Source organism: Prosthecobacter sp., from assembly GCF_044222345.1.
Classification (GTDB): Bacteria; Verrucomicrobiota; Verrucomicrobiia; order Verrucomicrobiales; family Verrucomicrobiaceae; genus Prosthecobacter.
The window spans coordinates 79,217-102,284 of the sequence record NZ_JBGANL010000009.1; the positions used below are offsets into that span (position 1 = coordinate 79,217).

Below are 23,068 nucleotides of genomic sequence, written 5' to 3' on the forward strand. Positions count from 1 at the left end.
GAGGGAACGATGCGCCGGAGAGCTTCCTTCGGCAAAGGCGAGAGAATTGAAGGAACATTCCCCCCATCCGAAGATGGATCACACGCCAAACACCTGCGCCGCGCGCATGAGCAGCGGATCGGCGGGGAGGAGTGACAGGCCACTGCGGATGGCGGCGCGGGCTTCGGGAAGACGGTCCTGCTGAGCCAGTGCGGTGGCCTTGGCGCAGTAAGCTCCGGGCAGGCAGGGATCGAGATCGAGCGCGGTGGAGGCGGAGGTCTGCGCCTCTGAAAACCGGCGCAGCTCGATGAGCGCATTGGCGCGATTGGTCCATGCCTTGGCATAGGCGGCGTTGAGGGCGATGGCACGGTCCGCACTGGCCAGCGCCTCCCCGGGCTGCTTCATGCGGCGCAGGAGGATGGCGCGGTTGTTCCAGGTGATCGCCGCGCCGGGCTGCGCCGTCACGATGGCATCCAGCACCTGAAGAGCCTGCTCAGCGGGCAGGAGTTCTACAAACAGCAACGAGCTGCCGTCCAGCTCGCCCATGCGACCGGATTCGTAGGCGAGCTCAAGCGCCTGATCCAGCCAGGTCAAAGCATCGTCACGGCGGCCAAGACCCATCGCGGCCTGCGCGAGGTTGGCGGCAGGACCGGGTTCATCCGGGGCAAGCTGGCGGGCCTGCATGGCGCTGCGGTAGGCGGCGTCAAAGTCACGCCGCTCCAGATGGATGCAGCACTGGATCTGGTGCGCCTTCCAGTTGGCGGGGTCCAGGCGCAGCGCGTGCTCCACCTCAGCCTGGGCCTTGCGCGGCTGACCGAGATTGAGCCAGGTCTGCGCGGCATTCACCAGGGCATCGGCATGCAGCGGCGCATCGGGTGCGGCAGCCTGAGGCGGCGCGCTGCCAAGGAGGGAGGCGTGCAAGGCTTCCAGACGTGAGGCGATGATTTGGAAATTCGCAGGCCGTGCGGAGGGGTCTGTGGCAAGGCATTCGCGCAGCAGCGCGGCCAGTGGCTCGGGCATGTGCGCGGCGGTGCAGAGGTCCGCCGGGCATGCTACCTCGGGAAAACGTCCCAGCACCGCGCACAGCAGCGTGACGCCATACGCATAGACATCCGCCGCCGTGCTGCGGCCGGTGCGGCGGGCGACCATTTCAGGCGCCATGAAGCCGTCTGTACCGGCGATGAGACCGGAGGCACTGATGTCATCAGCGGAAAGCGAGAGCCCGAAGTCGCTGACCTTCGCGACGCCATCGCCCATGATCAAAACATTGGGGGGCTTGAGGTCGCCATGGATCAGCTGCGCCTCCTGAGCGGCATGGGCCAGACCCCGCGCCATGTCGAGGCCGTGCCGGAGGGTGGTGCGCCAGTCGGTGCGACCCTGGTCGATCTCCTCCGCCAGAGTCCGCCCGCCGGTGATGTGCTCCATCACCAGAAAGGGAATGCGGTTGTGCATTTCCACGCCGTAGGCCAGCACGAGATTGGGATGCGGGGTAAGAGCCACGGAGTTCATGGACTCGGCCACAAACAGCTCGCATAGCTCGGGGTCCGTCAGATGCTGGGGCAGCGGGCACTTCAGCGCGGCGAGCGAGTCGCCCCGAAAGTACCGTTCCGGCGCGAGGCTGCGGCAGAGGTACACCAGGCCAAAGCCCCCGCGCAGGATTTTGCGCACCTCATATTTTCCGCCGATGCAGGAGCCCGGCTGAAAGGGGACGCCCTCCAAAAACTGGCACTCGCTCTGGAGCTGCCGCAGCAGCTCGTCATCGCCCTGCCCGGCCTCGTTCAGCCCCAGCAGATCCGCCAGTCCCCCGGCCTCCAGCGGGCCGCCATGCTCCAGCCTGCCGCGCACGGACGAGCGCGCTTCAGGGGCGTCGATCAGTCCACGCTTCAGGGCGGAGAGGAGATCGCGCAGGCTGCGGGAATGAGCATCGGGAGGCATGGGGCTTCAGGTCTGGCGGCTCAGCGCGGCAAAGAGGTCGCGCACTTCGTCATCCACCTCGGTGCTGTCCGTCGCGTATTGGGCGATCTCCTCGCGCAGCAGCCGCTGGTACGCGCGGCGTGCGGTGACGAGGCGGTTGGCGACCTCCTTTTCGGTGAGGCCGAGTTCTTCGGCCATCTCACGCTGGGAGGGCGCGGGCACGCCATCGAGGATGGGCAGGAGCATGAAGCGCCTGAAAATGCTGAAGTGCGCCTGCTTGCCAGTGGCGGCGCACTCGCGCTCCAGAGCGTCCACCACGCGTGCCAGCAGCATCCGCGCCCATGACTGCGTGAAGGCATCCTCCGGGGTGTGGCTGTCCACGCCCAGCACGGCGGTGCTGCCGCCCTCCTCCAGCACCTGGTCTGCGGATATGAATCCGCCCGCCGGACGCCGCTGCTGCGCCTGATCATGCCGGTGGGCATTGGCGGCATAGTGCTGCAGCGCGGAGAGCATCAGACCACGGAAGCGCCCGCGTGAGTTTTCGGCTTTTTCAAACAGGCCGTGCTGAATGGAGTGGAGGAAGAAGTCCTGCACCAGGTCCTCGGCCTTCTCATGGCCAAAGCCGCGCCGTGCCAGGTAGGCCAGCACCGGCTTGCGATAAAGCTGGTAGAGCGTGCCGAGCACTTCGCTTTGGGTGGTTTCATCACCGTCCTTCAGCCGCGCCAGCTGTGACCAGCGCGTTTGCGGAAACATCTCGCCGTCGTTGCTCATGCCGCGCAGGCTACGAGGCAAAACGAAAACGGCAAGCCCGCATGGATCCGGGCCTGCCGTTGTGTTTGACGCAGCCGCTCAGAGAGAAGGCGGCGGCACCGGGTTGAACTTCAGGTGGTAGCTGGAGGCGGGGCCGGACTCCTTGTATTCCTTGATGGCCTGTTCCGGAGTGCGGGTGCCACCGGTTTCACGCGGCGGCTGCGCCTCGCTGATGCGCTCCACCAGTTTTTTGGCGGCGTCGAGCTTGTCATCGGAATCCGCTGCTGAGAGCGAAGCGTTGAGGCTGACAAGCACGAGAAGCGCGAGATGGAAGGATGTTTTCATGATGGGTAAAGAAGTCGGTGGTTTGATGCAGGGGCGGTTCAGGCAGGGATCATCGTTGTGCTGGTGAGAGACGGACGGGTGGGTTTTCCAGGCAGCCTGACGCACCCCTCGTCCGTTCCGGTCACTGCCAGCTGATCCCAGGGATCAGCGGTAGGTGGCAGCGGCACGCAGGGGCGGCATGGCCTGGGCAATTCAGGAGTGGGCGCCGGGTAAATGGGTGGCGGACACAGGGGCAGCGGGCTGATGGGAAGCGGGCGGATCCATGTGTCAGCCTGGGCGCTCGAATGAAAGGCGAGCGTGGCGGCGGTGAGGAGGCAGAGATGAAGCATTGATGTTTTCATGGGATGGAGCTGGTGAAGGGTGGATGGATGTGATGAGGCTTACCCGCGGACGGCGGCAACGGCTGTGGGCCCACGGGGATGGGGTGGGTCTTTGAAGACTTCCTTGATGCGGTCGGAGAGCGATTCGCCAGCGCGTGCCCCGGTGATGGAGGAGACGGCGACGAGAAGCAGGAGCGTTTGGATGAGTTTCGTTTTCATGGGATGCGGATGTTGTTTGTCTTTTGCTGATTAATTTTGATCGGCAGGTTTGCCTCTCTGCAGATGGATTACCGGTCCGTGCGCCGACTCTGCGTGAGGCTTTAAAATAATTTCACTTCGTGCCGCAGACCCTCTGGCGATGACACGCGCAGCGGCGGCGGATTGACGACTGTGCCGCCGTCGCTTATCCGATGGCATGTGTCAGTGCCGGATCATCACCCAGCGACGACTGCGCTCCTCCGGCATTGAGGATTTCACCCTGCACTGATCATGGCTTACGACTGGGAGGATGACCGCCAAAGGTTCTGCCGCTCCGCCAGCAGCGGACATGTGGATTCACCGAGCGAGGAATGGCTGGCAGAAAAGCTCGACCAGGCCGCTGCGCTGGCCAAAGCGGGCAACCTGCGTGAAGCCGCGAAGCTTGTTGAAGAGATCCGTGCGCGCGTGGTGGCGGTGCGTTTGTTTTACAGCTGGGACGACGGCATCCTGTGCTTCGGGAACCTGATCAATCTGATCCGCCGCATGTCACCTGAGACGCAGGTGCCGTCCGAATATCAAAAACTGCTGGATGCCCAGCCAAGCCTGAAGTGGGATGAGGACATGACCAAAAATCAGAAGGAGTTTTGGTATGGCTCTGCCAATGCGGATGTGGGTGGCACTCTCATGATCGGACCTGCCTCCGGGGCGTCTGGAAAGTCCGGGTGCGCAGTGATCGCCCTGGGTCTGCTGGCCGGCAGCCTGGGACTGGCAGTGCTCTGCGTGCTGAGCCACTGATGCCCTCAAAGGCCGGTGTCCCACACCATCACAGAGCAGTCGTGTCCTCCGCTCATGACACGTCCGCCCGAAGGCGTGATCGCGCAGGCATTGACCGACATGCCCGGCTCATGGCCGCGCAGGCGTTGCCGGATGCAGCTGTGAGGATCGGCACCTATTTCGATGACACAAACCTCCGCGCCAGATCCAGCTGCCGCCCATTGGCCACCTGAAGCGAGCTGGAATCCCATGAAATAATCATCCTTGGAATCGGCCAGGCGATCAATGATCCTGCCTTCGGTGACATCCATGACGCACAGTTTGGAACCCGACTGCACAAGAGCCTTCCAGCGCACCGACATAAAGGCGACCGCACTGACTGCCCGTGCGGGAAAGTGGGCGGTTTTGGCCAGCTGTCCGTTGCTGGCATCCCAGACTTTGACCGTGTCTGCATGATCTCCGCCACCCGTGAGCGCCCATGCGCCATCGGGTGACAAGGCCACCGCCGCCACGCTGCCATTGAGTGTGCCGCCAAAGAAGCCGCCAAACTTCCGCACATGCGATCCTTTGACCGTGTCCCACAGCCGTGCGGTGCCATCGCCACTGCCGGTGATCACGAGTCGTCCGTCAGCCGATGCCGCGAGGCTGAAGATGGTGAAGGAATGCTTGCGCAAGCAGTGAAGCACCCGGCCACTCGCCAGATCCCAAATCCACAATGCACCGCTCTGGCCCGCAGCAGCCACGCGTGTTTCATCGCCGAGGAAAATCACGGAGGTGAGAAAACTGCCGTCCGCTTTCAAAGACGGCAGTTCCTGGCCGGTCTCCAGATTCCAGACACGCACGAAAGAGTTCCAGCCGACAGAGAGCCCGATGCGGCCATCATGCGAAATCGCCAGGGCTTCCACATTGTTGTCGTGCGCCCGTTTGAAATGAAAGCGCAGGCTTCCCTGCGCCCTGGCTGCAGGTGCGGGAGCTGGCTGAATCGTGGCCGCCTTTGAGCGCTGCTCTTGCTGAAGCTCATCCAACGAGCGCAGCAAGGCGTCCCGCTTTTCCTCCACATCACCGCCGGGTGCTGCCGGGAGGTCATCGCGCTCGCCGATGCCGGAGCAGGCGATGGCAAAGGTTTCCTGCAGCCAGCGCCAGGCGCGGTGCCGCTTGGGCTCGGCATTGGTTTTGCGGATTTCTTCGGCAAATACCGTGAGCAGCTTGTCCTCGCTGTCGAAGAGGGTTTCGAGCGGCATGTCCGTCTCCAGCATCTGCAGGACAATGGTGCCCAGCTGCCCGGCCATCGCGTGAAATTCGCGCTCGCTGCCCGTGATGCTCTCCACCTCCGACGCCAGCCGCTCGATGCGCCGGCTGACCGCGAGCGCCTTGCGCCTGCGGTACTCGCTGCGCGGCTCAAAGGGCATCAGCGCATCGCAATGCGGACAGGCGATGGTGTAATCCTCCAGCGTGCGCCGCGCATGGGCCGGATCCTTCAGCGCCGCCATGGTGCCGATCATGTGCCGCGCCCCGAGCTCATCCGAATTGATCAGCGTGGAGCGCTGGCAGTGCGGGCATTTGATCTGCCATTTTTTTTCGGACATCGGGGCGGCGGGATGAGGTTCAAAAACGAACGACGACAGGTGCAAACATAACACGGACGAATCAGTGCACCACCTGGCTGATTTTTTTCACGATGAAGACGACCACTTCGCCGCGCTCGGGGTAGCGCCTGGTGCCATAGACGCCGGTCACCGCCACGTACACGCCGTCTCTGATCCAGGCAAAGGCCTCCACAGGCAGGAGGACTTGCACACGTTGCTTGTCGCCATGGCACAGCACCCAGCCGGTGGTCTCCCCGCCGATGGCGAGACGCTGCTCCAGCCTGCCAACGAGCTGTACCTCGGCAGGCGCGGCGGCCTTGGCGGCGGAGGCTGCCGTCTGACCCCACAGCGTGGAGCAGCTCAGGCAGGAGAGGAGGAGGGTGGCAGTAAAGAGGGTGTGTTTCATGGCAGGGGTGTTCGGGTTCATTAAGGGATTACCGAAACACCGCCCAACTCTGCGCGGCCTGTGAAAAAAAGGTGTTTTGCCTCAGAGTCCCTGCTCTCCAAACACCTGCCGCAGATCCACCTTGTCGCCGAGATCGGCGGAGAGTTTCACCAGGCGCTCATACATCTCCTTCTTCTTCGCGGCATGCTCGGTCTTGGCGGCGAGGTCGGTCATCTCCTGCGGGTCTTCAGAGAGGTGGTAAAGCCGCAGCACCTTGGCCTTCGGATAGGCGATGAGCTTCCAGCCGTCGTGGGTGACGGCGCGCTGCAGCTCCAGATAGGCACCATACACGGAGTCATAGCTGGACTGCTTTTGCGTGCCCTTCAGCAGCGGCAGCAGGCTGTGGTAGAAGACATGCTTCGGCTTCTCGGCCCCGGCGAGATCAAGCGCGGTGGCCATGACATCCTGCAGGTAGATGGCGTTGTCGTTTTTCGCGCCCTTGTCCACACCCGGCCCGGCGACGATGAAGGGCACGCGCACGCTGTCATCATACATGTTCTGCTTGCCGATGAGGCCATGGTGCCCCACGGCGAGCCCGTGATCGGCGGTGAAAAAAATCCAGGTGTTGTCCGCGAGGCCGGACTGGTCCAGCGCATCGAGGATCTTGCCGATCTGCACGTCCAGGTGCGTGATCAGCGCATAATATTCGCTGCGGTGCGTCTTCACGGAAAGCTCCGTGCGCGGCATCGGTGCGAGGTTTTCATCACGCAAAGAGTGCGGGCAGCCCATGGCGTCCTTGTAAGGATACTCGGGGATGAAATTCTGCGGCATCTGCATGCGGCTGAGCGGATACATATCCTGGTACTCCTTGGGCGCCTGCCGTGGATCATGCGGCGCATTGAAGGCGGCGTAGATGAAGAAGGGCTTTGGCTGCTGCTTCGCATCGGTGAAAAACTCCAGGGTGTGATCCCGCACCACTTCGCTCCAGTGCCTGCCGCCCTCCCAGTAGCCGCCGATGGTTTTGTCATACGGGCTCCAGGAGTCGGTCTGATTTTCAATGGGGCGGTTGTAGGCGGTGGGGACCGTCTTGGGCATGCCATCGCGCACGTCGGCGGCCACGTCGAAGCACTTGGCGGCGTTGGTCTTCAGGTGCCACTTGCCGGTCATGTAGGTCTTGTAGCCCGCCTTGCTCATGAGCTGCGGCCAGAGCACGCCGTTCTGGCGCTCCTTGTCCGTGGTATTGTAAACGGCATCCGCGCTCCACACACTGCGCCCGGTGTTGAGCATGGTGCGGCTGGCCACGCACACCGCGCCGCTCCAGGAGCCCATGTTGTAGGCACGCGTGAAGATGGTGCCACGCGCGGCCAGACGGTCGAGATGGGGCGTGTCGATGTCCGTGTGGCCAAAGGCGCGCACGGCCTCGTAGGTCAAGTCGTCGGCAAAGAGGAAGAGGATGTTTGGGCGTGGCTCTGCGGCAGAGGCCGAGTGGCACAGGGCCAGTGACGAGACGATGAGAAGCAGCAGACGCATGATGATATGTAAGTGTGACTTTACTCCCCCTTCCCCTTTTTCTTCCGCACTTTCTTCTCCTTCCCTTTGCCTGAGGCCTGGAACTCCTGGTCCAGCCCGGCGGGGCGGGCGTCTTTGAACTGATCGAGAACGCCCTGCAGCTTCGCCTTCGCCGCAGCGGCATCGCGGGTGAGAGTGCTGGATGCGAGATCCTGCTTCTCCAGGGCATCTGTGCTGAGATCGTAGAACTGGCCGGTGCGGTAAAGTTTGAAGCGATGATCAAAGGTGTACTCACGCACAGTCATGTCCTGGCTCTGGCGGGGCGAGTACCAGGTGTAGAGCCACTCGCGGCGTTTGCCTGCTTCGCCTTTCAGCTGTGGCAGGAAGCTGACGCCATCCACGTTCTCGGGCACCTTGACTCCCGCAGCAGCGCAGAGCGTCGGCAGGAAATCGGTGCTGCTGACGAGATCGGCGCACACGCGGCCCTGTTTCATCATGGCGGGCCAGCTGGCGATGAGCGGCACATGGGTGCCGTGCGAGATGGTGCTGCCTTTGCCGCCCTTGTAGTCCGCCCCTTTGAAGCGGCTGGTGATGCCGGTGTTCGTGCCGTTGTCTCCGAGAAAAATGAGCAGCGTGTTGTCGCGAATACCGAGTTCATCGAGCTTGGCGATCACACGGCCCACCAGCTTGTCCATGTAGGCGGTCATGTCGGCGAAGTGCTTGGGCGACTGCTGCTTGTTCTCGCTGCTGATGGTGGGATCCCAGTCCGGGCTGTCCGGTGTCGGCTGGAAGGGATTGTGCGTGAGGATCATCGGGTAGTAGAGAAAGAAGGGCTTCTCTTTGTTCTTGGTGATGAAGCTGAGCGCGAAGTCGTTCACCAGCGTGGGGCCGTACTCGCCATGCGTGAAGTCTTTCTCCACGCCGTTGTATTCCAGGCCGGGATTGGCATAGCGCGGCGGGCGGCGTGTCTGCTGCCAGAGGCAGGATTCCTCAAAGCCGAAGTGCTGCGGCGAGTCCACCTCGTGGCCCAGCTGCCACTTGCCGCAGATGCCGGTGGCGTAGCCTGCGTTTTTCATGAGATGACCAAAAGTCGTCTCCGTGCGCAGCAGCGTGCCGAAGTTGAGGTAGTTGCGCACATTGTAGCGCCCCGTCATGAGCTGCACGCGCGTGGGCGTGCACAGAGGCTGCACATGGCAGTTTTCGAAACGCACCCCGCTCGTGGCCAGTTTGTCGATGTTCGGAGTCTGATACGACTCCCCGCCATTCGCCGTGACGCATTCGTAGCCGAAGTCATCGACCATGATGAGAATGATGTTCGGCTGCGCCGCGAAAGACGAATGCCAGAGGACAAATGTCGAAAGGACCAGCAGGAGGCTTTTCATGGCTCGTGAGTTTCAGGCTTCTGCCAGGGCGTGGCGCCGCCGATCTGCACGTGCGTGCGCAGCGCGGTGGAGAGTTCTTTGAAGACCTTGGGGGCCTTGCCGATGAGGTTGGTCTTCTCCTGCGGATCGTTCTTGAGGTTGTAAAGTTCCAGCGGGCTGTAGGGCGTGTTTTGCATCAGCTTCCAGTCGCCACGAATCATGGCCTCATAGCTTTTGCCACCGTACGCCGCACCGCCTTCACGCCGGACGAAGTAGAGATCGCGTGGCGTCTCGAGGGTGCCACCGTTGAGAATGGGCACGAGGCTGATGGCATCGAGTTCTTTGGAAGCCTTCACACCAGCCAGTTCGAGAAAAGTGGGGAAGAGGTCAAAGTTCAGGCCGGCGTAGTCGCTGCTTGAGCCTGCCTTGATGTGCCCGGGCCAGCGCACCATGAAGGGCACGCGCAAGCCGCCGTCGTAGTGGCTGGTCTTGCCATCGCGCCAGGGGTCGTTGTTCTGTGCATGCGGCAGCGATCCGCCATTGTCAGAACCGAAAGCGACGACGGTGTTTTGATCGAGCCCGACTTCCTTTAACACGGCCAGCAGCTGCCCGATGCGATCATCCAGATGCTCCACCAGCGCGACATTCAGTGCGCGCTTTTCATCGAGCTGCGGTGCGCGCTGCTTCACCCTGGCAATCCATTCCGCCGGCGGCTCGATGGGGAAATGTGGCGCATTGAAGGCCAGGTAGAGGAAGAAGGGCTGCTTCTCCTTGGCACGCTCGCGGAAGTAATCCGCCGCCCAGCCCGCGAAGATGTCCGTGGCATGGCCCTTGGGGTCGATGACCTCCGCATTGCGGCGCATGTAGTTGTGCCCCTGGCGCAGGTGCGTGGTGTAGCTGTCCATCATGTCGCCGAGGAAGCCGTGGAAGAGATCAAAGCCGCGCTCATTCGGTGTGTTCGGAGATTCCAGGCCAAGATGCCATTTGCCAATCACCGCCGTGTGATAGCCGACCTTCCGCAACTCATTGCCGATCGTCGGAATGCCCGGTGCGAGGTAACCCCATGAGTCCTCCGGATTTGTGCGAATGACGCCCGGCACACCCACGCGGTCCGGGTATCTCCCCGTAAGCAGCGCCGCACGCGAAGGCGAGCACACGGTGCAGTTCGCCCGCATGTTCCGGAAGAGCATGCCCTCCGCAGCGAGCTTGTCGATGTTTGGCGTGTGGCAGTCCGACGGATGGTAGGTGGACACATCGCCATAGCCGAGATCGTCGGCGTAGATGAGAAGGAAGTTGGGGGGCTGCTCTGCGGCGAAAGACGAAGCTACAATGAGGAGTGATGAGAGGATGAGAGCGAGGGGTTTCATGGCTTGAGAGGTTGCTGCTTGGCCTGTTTCTTCTTCGCATTCTTGGCCTTCGGCGCAGGCTCCGGCACTGGCGGCAGGCCATCATCCGGCTGGTTCCACAGACGATAGGGATCATCAAGGCGGCGCATCTCTGCGAGCAGCAGCGCCTCCATCTCGGCGAGCTTGGTGGCGTAGTCGGGATTGCCGGCGAGGTTGGTTTTCAGCGGGTCTTTGCTGCCATGCTCCTTGAGGAGTTCATCGGGATTCGTGGCGAGATTGAAAAGCTGCGTCTCATGCACGGCGCCGTTCATGGCGTCGTATTTGATCAGCTTCCAGTCGCCCTGCTGCACGCAGCGCATGCCGGGCTTGGTGCCGCCGCAGTAGACGCCGTACATCACATCGCGCACGGCGGTCTTTTTACCTTCGAGCACCGGCTTGAAGCTGACACCTTCGTTGCTCTGCGGTGCGGGGATGCCGGCGATGTCGCAGAGCGTGGCCACGATGTCGAGCAGGTAGATGTTTCCTGGCACTCGGGAGCCGGGCTTGATGCCGGGGCCTTTGACAATGAAGGGCACGCGCCAGGTGTGCTCGTAGAGATTTTGTTTGCCCTGCAGGCCGTGACGCCCAATGGCGATGCCGTGATCGGCAGTGTAGACGATGTAGGTGTTGTCGAGCTCGCCCATGGCCTTGAGCCTCTCCAGCACGCGGCCGATCTGAATGTCGATATTCTCGTTGCAAGCGAACTCACGGCCGATTTCATTTCGGATGGTGGCCTCGTCGCGGTTCTTCCACACGCCGCTGACTTCGACTTCATCGCGCACGTTGGCATCGCCATTATTGAAGGGATGGGCGGGCAGGTAGTTGGCGGGTAGCGCGGGCTGCTTGGGGTTCAGCGCTGGCAGCGTGCTGGGGTCTTCGTGATTGGTGGCACCATATTTCGCCAGCAGCTCTGGGCGGCCGTCGCGAGTGTCATGCGGATGGGAGAAGCCGAAGTTGATGAGGAAGGGGTCGGTGTCTTTCTTCGCCTCGCGTTCGTTCAGGTAATTCATCACCTGGTCGCCATGCCAGGTGCTGCCGGTTTCATCCGTGCCGCCGCGTTTGGTGGCATCATGCCGTACGGTGAACTGTTTATTGGCGCCTTCATAAGAGTTGCCCTGCTTGCAGGTGCGCATGGTGTTGTAACCGGCGCGATTGAACACGGCGGCCAGCGTGTTCAGCTCCAGATTCGGCGGGCAGTGCTCCTTCGCACCAGGGCCGATGGGCAGATGCCACACGGTGCGCCCGCTCATGATCATGTGCCGTGACGGTGTGCACACCGCGCCGCTGAAGGACCCCATGTGACGCGCGGAATCAAAGACCATGCCCTCCGCCGCGAGCTTGTCGATGTTCGGCGACTGCAGCGGCGACTTCGGATTGTAGAACTTGAAGTCAAAGGGTGACTGGTCATCCACGACAATGAACAGGATGTTGGGGCGCTTTGCAGGAGCGGCAAATGAGGAAGCCAAAAGGCCCAATGACGCAAGGAGGAGAACGAGGGCTTTCATGGTTGAGCGTAGATCGTGTCATGCAGTTGTCTCAGGTGCTTGGTGAGCTCGGGCTGCTGGTCGGCGAAGTTCGTTTTCTCCCCGGGGTCGGCGGTCGGATTGCTGAGGAAGAGGGGAACGCGCTCCTTGCCGGTGTCTCCCTTCGTGGTGTCGCGGGCGTTGATGATGAGTTTCCAGTCGCCTTCGCGCACAGCCCAGGAGTCGCCCATCTGCCAGTGCAGGGCGTCATGCGGGCCGGGGGCGGTGGAAGATTTCAGCACGGGTACGAGGCTGCGGCCATCGAGCTTCACTTCGGGTGTTTTCACCCCGCAAAGTTCGGCCAGTGTGGGCATCCAGTCAGCGGAGTGAACCATCTGGCCGCGTGTTTCGTTCTGCGGCAGCCTACCCGGCCAGGAAATCATCGCGGGCAGGCGGATGCCGCCCTCGAAAAGACTGAACTTCGCACCCCGATAGGGTCCGGCGCTGCCGCCGCCGAAATGAGCACGCTCCTCCGTGGAGTGGCCGTTGTCACTTTGGAAGACGATGATCGTGCGCTCGCGCAGGCCCAGCTCATCCACTTTTGCCACAAGGCTGCCGATGCGCTCATCCAGGCTGGCCACGAACGCGGCATAGAGCCGGCGTGGCAGCGGCAGGTCTTTGAAGTGCTCCAGCCATCTGGCCTCACCCTGGTAGGGGTAGTGCGGCATGTTGATGGCGAAGTAGATGAAGAAGGGATCGGCGCGGTGCTTCTCCATGAAGCCTGATGCCTCCTGCACCATGAGATCGGGGAAGTAATGGCCGTCTTCAAAGACCTCCACGCCATTGCGGTGCAAGTCGTGCACATTGGGGCCGCCCCAGTAGAAGAAGTGCGAGTAATTGTCGATACAACCGCCCATGTGCCCGAAGCTGTGGTCAAAACCCTGCGCGTTTGGCATCATCTCCTCGTTGTAACCGAGATGCCACTTGCCGATGTGCGCCGTGGCATAGCCCGCGCTCTTGAACATCTCCGCCAGCGTGATCTCCGAGGGTGGCAGTCCGCCCTTCTGACCGTGCTGCGACGCCGCATTTCCCGGCACGCCCGCACGCACGGGATAGCGGCCAGTGAGCAGGCAGGCCCGTGAGGCGGAGCACACCGGAGCGCCCGCATAAAACTGCGTGAAACGCAGCCCGCGCTGTGCCAGCGCATCCATGTGCGGTGTGTGCAGATCTTTGGCACCATAGCAGCCGAGATCCGCGCTGCCCAGATCATCCGCCATGATGACGATCACGTTTGGCGGCGCTGCAAAAGAGCAGGGAGCCGCCATGCACAGAGCCATGCAAACGAGAAGTCGTTTCATCGCGTGTCGAATCAGTTGCCGGCTTCTGCCTTGGCCTTCTTGCCTGCGCCTTTTTTATTGGGGGTGAATTTGCGTGCACCGCGCTGGTCCATGGGCAGCAGGGGGCCGCCACGGGCGTTCATCTCAGCATCGCACAGCGCGCGCATTTTCTGCAGGGCCTCAGCATGCGCGGGATCGGTGGCGAGGTTTTTGAGTTCATCGCGGTCGGTCTCCAGATCATGCAGAAACTCATACGCGGGCTTCTGATCAAAGTAGCGCGCATAGACGTAGCGCTGGCCGCGAATGCCCTCCCAGGTGAGCGTGGGTGCGAGATCGAGGTGCTCGCAGAAGAAGTGGTCGCGCCAGGGTTTGTCGCTGCCCTTCCCTTCGATGAGCGTCGAAAGACTCCGGCCTTCGTAAGCGTCCGGGCGCTTCGCGCCGGCCCAGTCAATGAAGGTGGCGGGCAGATCGACATTGAGCACGAGATCATCCACCACGCGTCCGCGTTGTTCCTTGGGCAGGCGCGGATCATAGACGATCATCGGCACGCGCAGCGACTCCTCATAGTGCGACCACTTGCCCTGAAAGCCGCGGTCCCCGAGGTAGTAGCCGTTGTCGGCGGAATAGACGATGATCGTGTTGTCCGCGAGCCCGGCCTCCTTCAGCGCAGCGAGGACACGCGCGATGGCTTTGTCGACACCGCTGATCATGCGGTAGTAGGCGCGCAGGTTAATCTCGAACTTCTCCGGCGTGTCGTAGCCCCAGAACCAGCGCTCACGGTTGATGGAGTCTTTGAGGAACTGCGGGTGCGCCTCGTAGATGGCGGGATCTCCCAAACGTGCAGGCGGGATGGAGCGGTCTTCATACATGCCATCGGTGGACTGCGGCCAGGGATACAGCCCGATGCCCGGGCGGTGATCGTTGTCCTCCGCATGCGCGGCGTTGAACCACAGGTTCAGCGCGAAGGGCTTGTCTTTCGGCTGCGATTTGATGAACTCGATGCCTTTGTCGCACACGAGATCGGTTTCGTGGCGCTTGGTGCCGTCCGGCATCGTTTTGAAATACGGATTGCGGCCGATGGCCTCGTATTCGTCATACTGCTCCTGCGGCTTGAAGCCCTGGGGCGAGATCATGTGCCACTTGCCGAAATGACCGGTACGGTAGCCCGCCGCACGCAGCAGCACGGGATACATGGTGGCCAGCGCCTGCGGCTTCACGGTGGGGATGGCATCGCGCTGCGCATGGGTCCGCGCCCACTGGCCGGTGAGAACCACCGCACGGCTGACCCAGCACACCGCCGTGGTCACATGGGCATTGCTGAAACGCACCCCCTGTGCTGCGAGACTGTCCACCGTGGGTGTCTGCACAATGGGATGCCCGGCACAGCTCTGCGTGTCCCACCGCTGGTCATCGGCAAAAAGGAAGAGGATGTTCGGGCGGGAGGGCGTGTCTGCCGCTGAGGCGGCCAGGCAAAGAGAGGACAACAAAACGAAAACAGATTTCATGAACCTCTGCGAACGAAGCCAATGCCACCGATCTTCCGCCTGAGATCAGGGAATGCGCTGGTCTAAAGAGAGCCCGTAGCTTTTCTCCCACCACGCCACGCGCTCGGCATCGCTGGGCTGGGCTTTCTTCACGCGGGATTTCCAGATGCGTTCGTATTCGTGGCGCTTGTCCCGCTGGATGGCGCTCAGCGGCGGCTCCGTGGGCGGATCTCCCTGCGCCCCACGGTCCGGGCTGGTGTTGATCCACTTGTCCATGGCGCTGCGCATGGCCGCCATGCGGTCCGCCACCTTGGCATCTTTGGCAATGTTGTGCAGCCCCTGCGGATCGGCTTTGAGATCATAGTATTCCAGCGCCTCGCGGCGTGGCATCAGCCACTGCGCCTGAAATTCATTGAGCTTGCCGGCCTCGTTCAGGACTCGCAGGAGCGGCATGCCGGGATAGCTGTACTCCTTGTAACCGGACCAGTTCAGCCGGGAGCGGGAGGGTTGGAAATTGCGCACAAACAGCGCGTCCGGCTCGATCACCGCCCGAATGCGGTCCATCGCATCACCACAGCGGTCACGCGCGGCAAAGAGCATGGTGCGCTCGGGAAATTCACGTCCTAAAATACCCCGCCCTTCCATCCATGGCGGAATGGGCAGGCCTGCGAGCTGGAGCATGGACGGCGCGAGGTCGATGAGGCTGGCCAGCCGCTCCTCCACGCCCCCGGCAGCCACGCCCGGGCCGCGCATGATCAGCGGTACCTGCAGCCCTTCCACGCTCAGCCATTGCTTGCCCCAGGGCATCGGCCGGCCGTGATCGGCGAAGAACATCACGAGGGTGTCATCCAGCACGCCTTCCGTCTTGAGCTGATCAAGGATGACACCGACACGCTGGTCCACCATTTCCACACTGCGCTGATACGCATACCAGTCACGACGCACCAGCGGATGATCGGGGTAGTTCGGCGGGATCTGGATGGCCTTCAGCTTCGCCTCGTCATACTCCTCCGGAATGGGAAACGGCCGGTGCGGCTCGGTGATCTGAAACTGCGCGAAAAACGGCTGCCCGGGCCCGCGCTTCCGCCAGTCATTGCCATCATACATTTTCGCCGGATCGTGGGCAAAGTTGTAGTGCGTCTTGGCCTTGGTGACGGGACGCCCGTTGCGCACCGTGTCAGGAGCCGCCGCGTTCGTGACAAACCAGCCCGCTTCGCGCAGCAGGTCCGGCAGCGGTTTGTAGCGCGGAGGCAGCGGCTGCGGGTTTTCCACATCGTGCGGATGCAGCCCCGTCGTCGTTTGATAGCACCCGAGGATGAAGGCCGAACGCGAGGCGCTGCACACCGGTGCCGTGGCATAGGCACGCGTGTAGCGCCGCCCCTGGGCGGCCAGCCGGTCCAGATTCGGCGTGCTCACCTCCTGCAAACCATAGGCTCCGATGTCCGGCGACATGTCATCGGCGATGATCCACACAAAATTCCGCCCCGCTGCGGCTGCCGCAGTGTGGATCATCAGAAGGACAAGGCTGGTCAGTACACACTTCATGTTCTCAAGGGAACGTGAAGACGCGGAATTTGTGTCAGCGAGTTGAACTCAAGGTTCAGAGATCCATTTCTGCGCCTTCAGCCAGTAAACCAAATCGCCAAACCACGGGTGCTGCGTGCCGATGAGGCCCGTTCCGTGGTCGCCATGCTGGTAGAGGTGCAGCTCATGGGGGACGCCGTTTTGATGCAGCGCGGCAGCATAGAGCTGCGCGTGCTCCACGGGCACCAGTTTGTCCTCCGCAGTGTGCCACAGAAAGCACGGCGGCAGGCCGGGGCGCACCTGCAGCTCGCTGGAGGTCTGGCGCACGAGTTCATCGCTCGGCTTGTCACCGATGAGCATCTTGCGCGAGGTCGCATGCGGCTTGGTGATCATGCTGATGACGGGATAGCACAGGATCGCCAGATCCGGCCTCGCGCTCACGGCGGGGGTGCGCCCTTCGATCTCGCCGTCTTCAGGCCGGTTGATCAGCGTGGAGGTGAGGTGCCCGCCCGCGGAGAAACCCATCACGCCGATGCGTTTGGCATCGATCTTCCACTTGTCGGCATTACCCCGGATCTGCCGCATGGCCTCCACCGCATCCTGAAGCTGCGCCGGATAGCGGTAGCCCGCGCTGCCGAGCCGGTAACGCAGCACAAAGGCCGTGATGCCCTGCTCATTGAGCCAGCGCGCAAACGGCTCCGCCTGCCCCTCATAGATGCCCGAGTAGCTGCCGCCTGGAATGAGCAGCATAGCCGCGCCGCTGGCCTTCGCAGGCACATAAGGCGTGAGCGTTGGGATGTCTTTCGCCGTCGTGCCCAATGCCCCTGGCGCTCCAGCCTGCCACAGCACGATGGGCTTCTCGGCTGCCAGAAGCGATGCGCTGGTGATGAAAAACGTGAGGAGAAAAATCTTCATGAAATGGATCAATGCATGAACGATCTCGGCAGGCATCATTTTACCTCTGTTATTCATGCGCATTTTTTGGCTCCTGGCTGTCATCCAACTCTTCACGCCGCTCATCAAAGCGCAGGAAGAGGCGGCGATGCTGCATTTCAAGCCGCGCGATCATCCGCTGGGAGATGTACACCCCTTCTTCCATCAGGGTGAGTGCTTCCTCTACTACCTGAAGCCCGGGAAGTATGAGTCCATGCTCGCGCGATCAAAGGACTGGCTGCGCTGGACTGAGACGCCGCTCACACACAACGAGGTAAAACCCGCGGACTGGATGAGTCCCTATTTCGTGCTCGGCGTCTTTCATGACCCGGTGGCCAGGGTCTTCCGCAGTTTCTACGGGCATGAACAGGGACGCATGGTCAGTTCTGTGAGCGACGATCTTCTACACTGGGCCTGCGCGCCGAAGGAATTTCATGTGCCTGCCTCTGGCTACTATCAGCGGCGCCGGGATCCCTTCATCTTTTGGATTCCCGAGATGAAGCACTACGGTTGTGTGATGACCACTTGGATGAAAGGACGTCCCAAGGAAACCTGCGGAGCGGTCAGCCTCGCCACCTCGCCTGATTTGCTGCACTGGAAAGATCACGGTCCCATCCTGGATCCTGGCATCATCGGCGAACCCGAGTGCCCGCAGATGTTTCAGCTGGCGGGGCGCTGGTATTTGCTCGCAAGCATCTATACCCGTGCGGTGGGCCAGCCTGTGTATTGGAGCAGCACCTCTCCGCTTGGGCCGTGGAAAAACGAACCCGACGGCGTGCTGGACGGCAAAGACCTCTGTGCCGCACAAATCGCCGTGAATGGTGCGACGCCCGTTTTGTTTGGCTGGATACCGCTCACACCCGCGCAACCGGGCAAACAGCCCTGGGGCGGGCATCTTGCGCTGCCTCGTGAGGTACATGCCTTGCCAAATGGCAGGCTCGGCACGCGCTTGCCTGCCAAACTGCTGAAGCACTTCGAGAAACTGCCCTGGCAGCGTGAAGCCGGTGCATGGCGCCACTTTCTCGCTGAATTCACGCTCACGCTCCCTGAAGGCACGGGTGAGGTGCGAATCAGCCTTGATCCTCTTGGCGGGATCCTTTTGAAGCACGACCAGCTTCGCATCCTCGATGCCGCTGGCGAAAGCTGGAGCGAACTGCCCATCGATCTGCCGAAGGGGCGGCTGCTGAAGGTCGGGTTGGTGGTCGAAGACGACATGGTCGAGGTCTTTGTCCATGACCAGTATTCGCTGGCCGCACGACTACCCGCCACGAAAGGGCCCGTGAGGCTCTCAATTCCAAGTACGAGCGTTAAATCCGGCCGTTTCAGCGAGTGGCGATTGCCGCGTTAAACCGCATTGCTGCTGGCATTCCGGGCCATTCTGATGGAAGACACAGGATGTCAGAAACCGCCCCCCATCCCTTTGCTGCCCTTGGAATTCCACCGGAGATGATCCGTGGTCTGGAGGAGCTGGGCATCGTCACACCCACGGAGGTGCAGTCGAAGGTGATCCCCTTTCTGCTCAAGGACGGCAGCGATCTCATCGCTCAGGCGCAGACCGGCACCGGCAAGACGGCCGCCTTTGGCCTGCCACTGCTGACCAAGATGAACCCCAAGCACCGGGACATCCAGGGCCTCGTCCTCGCCCCCACCCGCGAGCTGGCCAAGCAGATCGGCAAGCAGCTCTTCCGCTTCACCAAGTACACGGAGAAAATTTTCATCGAAGTGGTCAGCGGCGGCGACAACATCGACCGCCAGACCGACGCGCTGAAGCGTCCCACACACATCGTCGTCGCCACGCCGGGCCGGTTGCTCGATTTGATCGAGCGGGATGCGCTGACGCTGGAATTCGTCCGCTATGTGGTGCTGGACGAGGCGGATGAGATGCTGAGCATGGGCTTCAAGAAGCAGCTCACGGAAATCCTCAAGCTCGCGGCCATGCGGCGCAGCACCTGGCTCTTTTCCGCCACCTTTCCGGCAGGCATCCAGGACCTCATCAAAGGCTGCATGTCCGCCAATGCGCATTCGATCCAGATCGATCAGGCCAATGTGGTCAACCGTGACATCGACCACCGCTTTGCCATCTGCAAACGCGAGCAGAAGACCACCTTCATCTTGGATTTCCTCCAGCGTCAGAAGGACCGCCGCGGAATCATCTTCTGCCGCACCAAGGCCGGTGCCATGGAGCTGTATGAAGAGCTCGCCCAGTTTGGCCTGCCCGTGGATGTATTGCAGGGAGATCTCATGCAGAAGGAGCGCGACAAAGTCATGCGCGCCTTCAAAAAGCAGCGCGTCCAGTTCGTCGTCGCCACGGATGTGGCCGCACGCGGCATCGACGTGGCAGACCTTTCCTTCGTCATCCACCACCAGCTTCCCGATCAGCTCGAATACTACACCCACCGCAGCGGCCGCACCGCCCGCGCCGGGAAAAAAGGCATGTCCCTCGCGCTGATTGATGCCAAAGAAAAATGGCAGATCACCCAGCTGGAAGACAAGCTGAAGGTACGGTTCAGCGAGTTTCGGCGTTAGGAGCAGGAGAGGAGCGCGGAACTTCTGTGCGCTTTCCCGTCCTCTGCCAGATCACTCCGGCAGCGTCTGATTGCACACACCCTGTGTCCCCGGATGAAACAGGTTGCCGGAGAAATGCAGCCCCCGCGGCGCGTTCGGGCCGCCGGGGATGATGACGGCGTATTTGTAGCGTGGTTTGCCGCTGCTGTGGATGAAGTTGCCGGTGATGATGACATCGGTGAGCGGCGGGTCATCAGGCTGCTGGCCGTTGTCGAATTTGATGGGGGAGCGCTCGTCACCCCAGATCCAGTGGGCGTCGCCGTAACCGAAGTCGGAAATGATGTTGTTGCTGATGATGGAGCCCCCGTCTGAGTTCTCCGGCTTGTCAGCCGTGGCGGGGTGCGCGGCGGCACCGGGCATGAGGCCGATGGCCCAGAGCGAGTTGCGCACGAACTGATTGCCGGTGATGAGCACATTGCGCGAGCCATGCATGGCTTTCATGCCGATGAAGGCATTCGTGATGATGTTCTGTGAAACGATGACGTGGTCCGCATGAATGTCCAAACCCTGCGCGGCGTTCTCGATGTGGTTGCCGATCACCCGCGTGAGGTCGTTCACCTCCGGGGCGTTGACCACAATGCCGGAGCCCTGCTGCCAGGCGTCGGTGTAGTTGGAGTCCCAGGCCTGCTGGTTCATGATCGTGCCTTTGACGGCGTTCTTTTTCACGTAGTCGCCCAGCTTGTATTTGGCCTTCACCTCCGGCGTGGGAACAAAGTTGTCCTCGATGACGCGGTTGCCCTCGATCAGCGTGCCGGTGCTGTAATCCACATTGATGCCGGTGCCGTCGGTGCAGTTGAAGGCGTAGCCCCAGTCCTTGCTCTGTGTGCGGTCATCAATGCTGACGCGCATGTAGTTGCGCACCAGGCAGCGGCTGATGCGCGTGTCCTTGCCCTCTCGCACGGAAATCGCTCCCGCTGGGCTGCGGTTGTCGATGACACGCACATTCTCAAGCACCAGGTCGCGGCACTTGATGGCCAGCACACCTTCGTTGCGGGATTCCATCTTGCCCTCCGACCTCGTGAGCGTGAGGTCACGGATCTCCGCGCCGGTGGCATTTTCGATCTCGATGATCGGCTGATCCGCGCTCTGCTGAATGATGCGGCCGGGACCGAACAACCCGCTGCGATCACCGCGGATGCGGATCTTTTCTGTGATCACGTAGTCCCCCGCTGGCACAAAGAGCATGCGGTTCGGATTCGCATTCAGCGCCTCCTGAATGGACGGATAGGCGGCGACGGAGAGGTCGGCCGCGTTGGCCGTGAATGCCGCAAGTGTGATAGAGAGGATGAAGGAGCGCATAAACTGGGTTTGACTGGAGTGATGTGGGCACTCCTGCCCGCAACGAACGTCCATGGTGCCTCGATTTGCGGGCAGGAGTGCCCGCATCACTTCAGGCCTTCTTTGCCGGGCCGATCTCCAAACCCGGCAGCCACGGTGCCGTAATCTGCGGCGGCATGCCGCCGAAGGGCTGATAGGCGGGGAGCTGGAGGACGCTCATGCAATGCGCCTGCGAGGCGATGAAGAAGAGCGTCTCGGCGCAGTCTTCCGTCTGGATCATGGCGCTGCGGTGCTCGGCGGTGGGCTTCACGGGGCGCTTTTCCACGAGCGGCGTGAGGGCTTCACCCGGGGCGTATTCAGAGAGTACAATGCCATGCGCGCTGAGCTGCATGCGGGCGGTGAAGAGCAGGCCGTGCACGGCCCACTTGCTGGCGGTGTAAGGCACGCCGGCAAACGAATCAAAGCCATGCCCGGCGGTGGAGGAGACGACGACGATCCGGCCGCCGCCGCTTTCCGCCATCGGTTTGGACACGGCCTGGATCATGTTCACCACGCCCATCACATTGACGTCCATCACGCTGCGCCAGCTGGCTTCGCTGGCCAGCTTGCTGGGGTCAGCATGCGCCATGAAGCGGTCCGGCGTGTTGATGCCGGCGGTGTGGATCAAAGCGGCAATCGGCCCGTGCTGCAGCACCTGCGCGAGCGCGGCGGCCACGCTCGCGGAATCGGCGACGTCACACACGATGGAGGTGATGCGCGGGGAAAGCGCCGCCGTGGCCTGCAGTGACTCCAGCGTGCGTCCAAAGATGAATGTTTTCGCCCCAGCATCGGCAAATCGCTTCGCTGCGCTCTGTCCCATGCCGCCGCCACCGCCGGTGACGATGACGATCTTGTCGTTCCATTGTTTGTCCATCCGCCGACCCTAGCGGCACTTCGCGAGGCGTCGAATAATGCGTGCGTTTTGGGTGAAAATTTTTCAGCCGCGAGTGTCACATGCCGTGAAAGGTTCTGATTGGAAACAGCGCTGCCGCCGCCAAGATGAACGGCATGATCCCAACCATCCGCACCTTCCTTCTAGCCCTGACATGCCTGACTTCCGTGGCGATGGCCGACGAATCCAAATGGATCCCCCTCTTCAATGGCAAGGATCTCACCGGCTGGACGATCAAGATCGCCAAGCGCCCGCTGGGTGAAAACTATGCGAAGACGTTTCAGGTGGAGGATGGCATCCTGAAGGTGAGCTACGATGGCTACGACAAGTTTGACCAGCAGTACGGGCACCTCTTCACCAACCTGGCCTACTCGCACTACATCCTGCGCATGGAGTACCGCTTCACCGGCAAGATGATGACGGATGCGCCGAAGTATGTGAACCTCAACAGCGGCGTGATGCTGCATGCCCAGCCGCCGCAGAGCATGCGCTTTGATCAAGGCTTCCCCTCCAGCCTGGAGATGCAGTTTCTGGCGGATGAAGGCAAAGGCCCGCGCTCCACGGGAAATCTCTGCACGCCCGGTACGCACGTGGTGATGGGAGGCGAGCTGATCACCAGGCACATCGTCAAATCCAGCGCGCCGACTTTTCCTGCGGAGGAATGGGTGCGTGCCGAAGTCGAAGTGCGCGGCAACGACGAGATCATCCACCGCATCAACGGCGTCGAAGTGCTGCGCTACCAGCGCCCGCAGCTTGATGCGGCCTGCAAGATCGCCCCTGCAATCGACATCGTGGAAGCCGGGGGCGATGTGATGCTGGGCTACGGCCACATCGCCCTTCAGGCCGAAGGCCAGCCGGTGTGGTTTCGGAAGATTGAGCTGATGTCGCTGGAGAAGAAGTAAACGGATTGCCAGGAAATACGATGGGCACTCCTAGTATGTGGAGGCGTCAGATCGCCGTCACCCTGCGTCCAGTTGTGGTGACTCGCCGACGAATCGCCCAGCGAGGGCGCTGAGCGACGGACAAGAGTGTCAATCGTACTTCAGG

20 protein-coding genes are annotated in these 23,068 nt (G+C 61.9%); 4 read left to right on the forward strand and 16 right to left on the reverse strand.

The annotated features are described in order from the left end of the window. Positions 1-78: 78 nt before the first annotated feature. The 4 genes from ACILSL_RS07430 to ACILSL_RS07445 all read right to left on the reverse strand — a co-directional run bounded on the left by ACILSL_RS07430 (position 79) and on the right by ACILSL_RS07445 (position 3,527). Positions 79-1,914 (reverse strand): protein kinase domain-containing protein, encoded by a 1,836-nt coding sequence (locus tag ACILSL_RS07430; protein WP_395731372.1) that lies wholly within the window; start codon positions 1,912-1,914, stop codon positions 79-81. A 6-nt stretch (positions 1,915-1,920) separates the two neighbouring features. After that, entirely contained in the window at positions 1,921-2,664 is a 744-nt protein-coding gene (locus ACILSL_RS07435) for an RNA polymerase sigma factor (protein ID WP_395731373.1), read from the reverse strand. 78 nt (positions 2,665-2,742) lie between these two features. Next, entirely contained in the window at positions 2,743-2,988 is a 246-nt protein-coding gene (locus ACILSL_RS07440; protein WP_395731374.1) for a hypothetical protein, read from the reverse strand. 380 nt (positions 2,989-3,368) lie between these two features. Further along, positions 3,369-3,527, reverse strand: a complete 159-nt coding sequence (locus ACILSL_RS07445; protein WP_395731375.1) for a hypothetical protein — start codon at positions 3,525-3,527, stop codon at positions 3,369-3,371. 270 nt (positions 3,528-3,797) lie between these two features. Here ACILSL_RS07445 and ACILSL_RS07450 point away from each other — a divergent pair, with 270 nt between their 5' ends. Next, a complete protein-coding gene (locus tag ACILSL_RS07450) occupies positions 3,798-4,301 on the forward strand; it encodes a hypothetical protein (RefSeq protein WP_395731376.1) in 504 nt (167 codons plus the stop codon). Positions 4,302-4,306: 5 nt separating this feature from the next. Here ACILSL_RS07450 and ACILSL_RS07455 read toward each other — a convergent pair whose 3' ends face one another. The 10 genes from ACILSL_RS07455 to ACILSL_RS07500 all read right to left on the reverse strand — a co-directional run bounded on the left by ACILSL_RS07455 (position 4,307) and on the right by ACILSL_RS07500 (position 17,229). Then, positions 4,307-5,866, reverse strand: coding sequence for a WD40 repeat domain-containing protein (locus ACILSL_RS07455; protein ID WP_395731377.1), 1,560 nt, complete (start codon positions 5,864-5,866; stop codon positions 4,307-4,309). 61 nt (positions 5,867-5,927) lie between these two features. Continuing rightward, complete coding sequence (locus ACILSL_RS07460) at positions 5,928-6,272, reverse strand: hypothetical protein (protein ID WP_395731378.1); 345 nt, start codon at positions 6,270-6,272, stop codon at positions 5,928-5,930. Between the two features lie 81 nt (positions 6,273-6,353). Next, positions 6,354-7,781, reverse strand: a complete 1,428-nt coding sequence (locus ACILSL_RS07465; protein WP_395731379.1) for a sulfatase-like hydrolase/transferase — start codon at positions 7,779-7,781, stop codon at positions 6,354-6,356. Between the two features lie 20 nt (positions 7,782-7,801). Further along, positions 7,802-9,142 carry a sulfatase-like hydrolase/transferase gene (locus tag ACILSL_RS07470; protein ID WP_395731380.1) on the reverse strand — a complete coding sequence of 447 codons (1,341 nt, stop codon included), beginning with the start codon at positions 9,140-9,142 and terminating at the stop codon, positions 7,802-7,804. Next, on the reverse strand, positions 9,139-10,488 hold the full coding sequence (locus tag ACILSL_RS07475; RefSeq protein WP_395731381.1) for a sulfatase: 1,350 nt from the start codon (positions 10,486-10,488) through the stop codon (positions 9,139-9,141). The genes ACILSL_RS07470 and ACILSL_RS07475 overlap by 4 nt, the downstream gene beginning before the upstream one ends. After that, positions 10,485-12,011 (reverse strand): sulfatase-like hydrolase/transferase, encoded by a 1,527-nt coding sequence (locus ACILSL_RS07480; RefSeq protein ID WP_395731382.1) that lies wholly within the window; start codon positions 12,009-12,011, stop codon positions 10,485-10,487. The genes ACILSL_RS07475 and ACILSL_RS07480 overlap by 4 nt, the downstream gene beginning before the upstream one ends. Then, entirely contained in the window at positions 12,008-13,327 is a 1,320-nt protein-coding gene (locus ACILSL_RS07485; protein ID WP_395731383.1) for a sulfatase-like hydrolase/transferase, read from the reverse strand. Before ACILSL_RS07485 ends, ACILSL_RS07480 begins: the two co-directional genes overlap by 4 nt. Before the next feature lie 11 nt (positions 13,328-13,338). Then, positions 13,339-14,811: a sulfatase gene (locus tag ACILSL_RS07490; protein WP_395731384.1), complete on the reverse strand. Its 1,473-nt coding sequence runs from the start codon at positions 14,809-14,811 to the stop codon at positions 13,339-13,341. A gap of 45 nt (positions 14,812-14,856) precedes the next feature. Beyond that, positions 14,857-16,335, reverse strand: coding sequence for a sulfatase (locus tag ACILSL_RS07495; RefSeq protein ID WP_395731385.1), 1,479 nt, complete (start codon positions 16,333-16,335; stop codon positions 14,857-14,859). A gap of 48 nt (positions 16,336-16,383) precedes the next feature. Then, a complete protein-coding gene (locus ACILSL_RS07500; protein ID WP_395731386.1) occupies positions 16,384-17,229 on the reverse strand; it encodes an alpha/beta hydrolase in 846 nt (281 codons plus the stop codon). Positions 17,230-17,284: 55 nt separating this feature from the next. Between ACILSL_RS07500 and ACILSL_RS07505 the strand changes: the two genes are divergently transcribed. Continuing rightward, positions 17,285-18,595, forward strand: a complete 1,311-nt coding sequence (locus ACILSL_RS07505; protein ID WP_395731387.1) for a hypothetical protein — start codon at positions 17,285-17,287, stop codon at positions 18,593-18,595. Between the two features lie 47 nt (positions 18,596-18,642). Beyond that, the gene (locus ACILSL_RS07510; RefSeq protein WP_395731388.1) at positions 18,643-19,773 is read left to right on the forward strand and encodes a DEAD/DEAH box helicase; all 1,131 of its coding nucleotides are present in this window, start codon (positions 18,643-18,645) and stop codon (positions 19,771-19,773) included. Between the two features lie 51 nt (positions 19,774-19,824). Here ACILSL_RS07510 and ACILSL_RS07515 read toward each other — a convergent pair whose 3' ends face one another. Together ACILSL_RS07515 and ACILSL_RS07520 are read right to left on the reverse strand one after the other, a co-directional pair. After that, positions 19,825-21,111: a nitrous oxide reductase family maturation protein NosD gene (locus tag ACILSL_RS07515; protein ID WP_395731389.1), complete on the reverse strand. Its 1,287-nt coding sequence runs from the start codon at positions 21,109-21,111 to the stop codon at positions 19,825-19,827. A gap of 91 nt (positions 21,112-21,202) precedes the next feature. Continuing rightward, positions 21,203-22,003, reverse strand: a complete 801-nt coding sequence (locus tag ACILSL_RS07520) for an SDR family oxidoreductase (RefSeq protein ID WP_395731390.1) — start codon at positions 22,001-22,003, stop codon at positions 21,203-21,205. Between the two features lie 134 nt (positions 22,004-22,137). Here ACILSL_RS07520 and ACILSL_RS07525 point away from each other — a divergent pair, with 134 nt between their 5' ends. Beyond that, entirely contained in the window at positions 22,138-22,923 is a 786-nt protein-coding gene (locus ACILSL_RS07525; RefSeq protein WP_395731391.1) for a DUF1080 domain-containing protein, read from the forward strand. Positions 22,924-23,068 lie beyond the last annotated feature (145 nt).

Excerpts from the sequence above, each read along its gene's own strand:
- ACILSL_RS07465 (WP_395731379.1), bottom strand. The coding sequence starts at position 7,781 with ATGCGTCTGCTGCTTCTCATCGTCTCGTCACTGGCCCTGTGCCACTCG.
- ACILSL_RS07460 (WP_395731378.1), bottom strand. The coding sequence starts at position 6,272 with ATGAAACACACCCTCTTTACTGCCACCCTCCTCCTCTCCTGCCTGAGC.
- ACILSL_RS07455 (WP_395731377.1), bottom strand. The coding sequence starts at position 5,866 with ATGTCCGAAAAAAAATGGCAGATCAAATGCCCGCACTGCCAGCGCTCC.
- ACILSL_RS07470 (WP_395731380.1), bottom strand. The coding sequence starts at position 9,142 with ATGAAAAGCCTCCTGCTGGTCCTTTCGACATTTGTCCTCTGGCATTCG.
- ACILSL_RS07430 (WP_395731372.1), bottom strand. The coding sequence starts at position 1,914 with ATGCCTCCCGATGCTCATTCCCGCAGCCTGCGCGATCTCCTCTCCGCC.
- ACILSL_RS07485 (WP_395731383.1), bottom strand. The coding sequence starts at position 13,327 with ATGAAACGACTTCTCGTTTGCATGGCTCTGTGCATGGCGGCTCCCTGC.
- ACILSL_RS07480 (WP_395731382.1), bottom strand. The coding sequence starts at position 12,011 with ATGAAAGCCCTCGTTCTCCTCCTTGCGTCATTGGGCCTTTTGGCTTCC.
- ACILSL_RS07475 (WP_395731381.1), bottom strand. The coding sequence starts at position 10,488 with ATGAAACCCCTCGCTCTCATCCTCTCATCACTCCTCATTGTAGCTTCG.
- ACILSL_RS07520 (WP_395731390.1), bottom strand. The coding sequence starts at position 22,003 with ATGGACAAACAATGGAACGACAAGATCGTCATCGTCACCGGCGGTGGC.
- ACILSL_RS07510 (WP_395731388.1), top strand. The coding sequence starts at position 18,643 with ATGTCAGAAACCGCCCCCCATCCCTTTGCTGCCCTTGGAATTCCACCG.
- ACILSL_RS07490 (WP_395731384.1), bottom strand. The coding sequence starts at position 14,811 with ATGAAATCTGTTTTCGTTTTGTTGTCCTCTCTTTGCCTGGCCGCCTCA.
- ACILSL_RS07495 (WP_395731385.1), bottom strand. The coding sequence starts at position 16,335 with ATGAAGTGTGTACTGACCAGCCTTGTCCTTCTGATGATCCACACTGCG.
- ACILSL_RS07515 (WP_395731389.1), bottom strand. The coding sequence starts at position 21,111 with ATGCGCTCCTTCATCCTCTCTATCACACTTGCGGCATTCACGGCCAAC.
- ACILSL_RS07525 (WP_395731391.1), top strand. The coding sequence starts at position 22,138 with ATGATCCCAACCATCCGCACCTTCCTTCTAGCCCTGACATGCCTGACT.
- ACILSL_RS07435 (WP_395731373.1), bottom strand. The coding sequence starts at position 2,664 with ATGAGCAACGACGGCGAGATGTTTCCGCAAACGCGCTGGTCACAGCTG.
- ACILSL_RS07445 (WP_395731375.1), bottom strand. The coding sequence starts at position 3,527 with ATGAAAACGAAACTCATCCAAACGCTCCTGCTTCTCGTCGCCGTCTCC.
- ACILSL_RS07450 (WP_395731376.1), top strand. The coding sequence starts at position 3,798 with ATGGCTTACGACTGGGAGGATGACCGCCAAAGGTTCTGCCGCTCCGCC.
- ACILSL_RS07440 (WP_395731374.1), bottom strand. The coding sequence starts at position 2,988 with ATGAAAACATCCTTCCATCTCGCGCTTCTCGTGCTTGTCAGCCTCAAC.
- ACILSL_RS07505 (WP_395731387.1), top strand. The coding sequence starts at position 17,285 with ATGCGCATTTTTTGGCTCCTGGCTGTCATCCAACTCTTCACGCCGCTC.
- ACILSL_RS07500 (WP_395731386.1), bottom strand. The coding sequence starts at position 17,229 with ATGAAGATTTTTCTCCTCACGTTTTTCATCACCAGCGCATCGCTTCTG.